Origin of the sequence: Kosmotoga sp. DU53 (genome assembly GCF_001639905.1) — a bacterium.
In the GTDB taxonomy this organism is placed as follows: domain Bacteria; phylum Thermotogota; class Thermotogae; order Petrotogales; family Kosmotogaceae; genus Kosmotoga; species Kosmotoga olearia.
In genome coordinates this window covers 1-1,847 of record NZ_JGCK01000002.1, presented here as the reverse complement: position 1 = coordinate 1,847, position 1,847 = coordinate 1, and the positions used below count along the sequence as shown (strand labels likewise).

Genomic DNA, 1,847 nt, shown 5'->3' with positions numbered 1-1,847 from the left:
ACGAATCTCGTGTTCTCAGAATGGATAAAGATTTTCCATGATAAAGCCCTAACCATGGCATTGTTAGACAGAATTACACACAACGCTTTGATCCTCAATATGTCTGGAAGAAGTTACAGAAGAAGGGATATTTTAGAAGATACCTGAGGTGGGTAGCGGGTCATTTCCTTATGGCCCTCCCGGGTCAAAAACCTATTGACTTTATACATCCATAAATACTTTTCACATATCATACCAAAATTCACATTTTAAGTCAAGCTCGCGAGTTGCCTCATAAAAAATCTACTCGAAAAGGGAACGTTGCGTCAAAAATAAATCTACTCGAAAAAGAAAAAGATACACGGGACAGACACCGAAAAAAAGTGTCTCTCCCTATGTTTGATGTTTGATGTTTGAAGCTTAGAACAAACCCAGATTCTGGATTAAAGATTCCCGGAATGACGATAATGGGAGAAGATTCTGGATAGAACATCTCCAGAATGACGAAGAGGGACATCTCGCCTCGCTAACCCGATACTTGTTCCCTAGCCTGTCATCCTGAACTTGATTGAGGATCTCTCCTAATCAACCGCTCGTGGTTCGGAACAACTCCGAAGGAATTCTCATCACTTGCATAGCCAGTCATACCCACTCGCGGTGTGCTTACCAATTCTCAGATTTTTGAAGAAGTAAAACATATGCAGGAATTGCTTCTATAGTAATATTTTTGTGTGTTATGGTTCTTTGAAGGTCCCATGTAATCAAATATCTTTTTCGAACTGCTTTGCCAGAAGGAAACTCCAGGAACCCTTCCAGTTCCCTTACAGATATTTCGTTGACATCAGATACGTATGTGATATTATACAGGTCAATCTCTTTACCCTCACGGCAAACAAAATCGATCTCTCTTTTACCTGACCAATAGAAAACATCATCGTATATTGTCCTAAGGTAGAGATACACAACATTTTCAAGCAGTTTTCCACGATCCGGAGTTAACGAACCACACATAGCGTTACGAAGGCCAGTATCAACCATGTAATATTTAGAAGGTCTTCTTATGGCTCTCTTTATAGAATAATCAAAATGACGTACCTCAAAACTCATATAAGCCTCTCCAAGATATTGAATATAATTGGCAATAGTGGTTGTTGATGATTTCTCGCCAAACTCAGCTTCTATAACTTTTTGCAGCCCGCGAATTGATAGCTTACAACCACTGTTTTGAGCTAGAAATAAAGAAACAAACTTGAGTAGCTTCATATTCAGCACATTGTAGTGCGTAGAAATATCCTTAAACAGGATGTCTTCTGCATACTGAGTGAGGATTCGCCTGGCTCTTGATTCGTTTATAGGTCTTCTGAGTACCACTTCTGGGAAGCCACCGAACCTCATATATTCGGCAAGGAGTCCTTTGATGGCATTCTTGTTTTTTCTTATGTATATGCTATCTGTGCTATACCCTTGATTTATGACAAGCTCACTGAAACTAAACGGTAAGGTTTCGAATACAACATGCCGGCCTGTGAGCAAACCAGCAAGTTCAGAACTCAGGAGTTTCGACGAAGAACCGGAGATAAAAACAGTATTATTGTGATGAGTATCAAGAAAAGTTCTTACCCACCTGTGCCAGTCCTTTACGTTTTGTACCTCATCAAGAAATAGAAAGAAATCTTCCCTGTATGTGGTCAAATAAAATTGACCCCCCAGGGCCATAGAAAATTGACCCGTTACCCCCTGGAAAAAAAGACCTTCTTGAGCGAGATAATAGAAACAATCTGCTCAAGGAGGTATACGGAGGGGTGAAAAACGTGTACGAGGTCAAAGAGATTCAACGGCTCTATCAGGAATATGGTTCTATTCGTGAG

The 1,847-nt window shown here is 40.2% G+C and carries 2 protein-coding genes; one reads left to right on the top strand and one right to left on the bottom strand.

Going from position 1 to position 1,847, the window contains the following annotated elements:
• The coding region (locus DU53_RS11735; protein ID WP_161484722.1) for an ATP-binding protein at positions 1–147 on the top strand (147 nt) is incomplete at its 5' end.
• Positions 148–642: 495 nt separating this feature from the next.
• Here DU53_RS11735 and DU53_RS00305 read toward each other — a convergent pair.
• Positions 643–1,671 carry an ATP-binding protein gene (locus tag DU53_RS00305; protein ID WP_063726889.1) on the bottom strand — a complete coding sequence of 343 codons (1,029 nt, stop codon included), beginning with the start codon at positions 1,669–1,671 and terminating at the stop codon, positions 643–645.
• Between the last annotated feature and the right edge of the window lie 176 nt (positions 1,672–1,847).